At 39.9% G+C, this 434-nt stretch carries 1 protein-coding gene; it reads left to right on the top strand.

Annotation, left to right across the window (positions count from 1 at the left end; translation table 11 throughout):
• Nucleotides 1-150 precede the first annotated feature (150 nt).
• The coding region (locus AB3I72_RS13825) for a KDGP aldolase (RefSeq protein ID WP_002379294.1) at nt 151-434 on the top strand (284 nt) is incomplete at its 3' end.

Genomic DNA, 434 nt, shown 5'->3' with positions numbered 1-434 from the left:
TTAAAAGCAGAAAGTCCGGCCATTTATACGCGTGAATATCAAGCCAACAATGGCATCATTGAATTTGACATTCGTTCTGTCAATCAAGAAGAAATGAACAAAATCGTGCAACGATTACAAGAAATTATGGACACAAAGGAGAAATAAGCCATGTCATTAAAACCTAATTATTTAGAAGAACGCATTTGTTTAAACGTCTTAGCCAATTCAGTAGAAAATGCCCAAGCCTGTTATGAAGCAGCAGAAGGGCATGTTGTGTTAGGCGTCCTTTCAAAAAACTATGAAACCGATGAAGCAGCCATTGACGATATGAAAAAATACCAAGCAGCAACCAACAACGCTTTATCTGTCGGCTTAGGGGCTGGCGATCCTAATCAAAGTCAAATGGTGGCTCGCTTATCAGAAGTTCTACAACCGCAACACGTGAACCAAGT

Origin of the sequence: Enterococcus sp. GC34 (assembly GCF_040886645.1) — a bacterium.
Lineage (GTDB): Bacteria > Bacillota > Bacilli > Lactobacillales > Enterococcaceae > Enterococcus > Enterococcus faecalis.
This window is presented reverse-complemented; position numbering and strand designations above follow the sequence as displayed.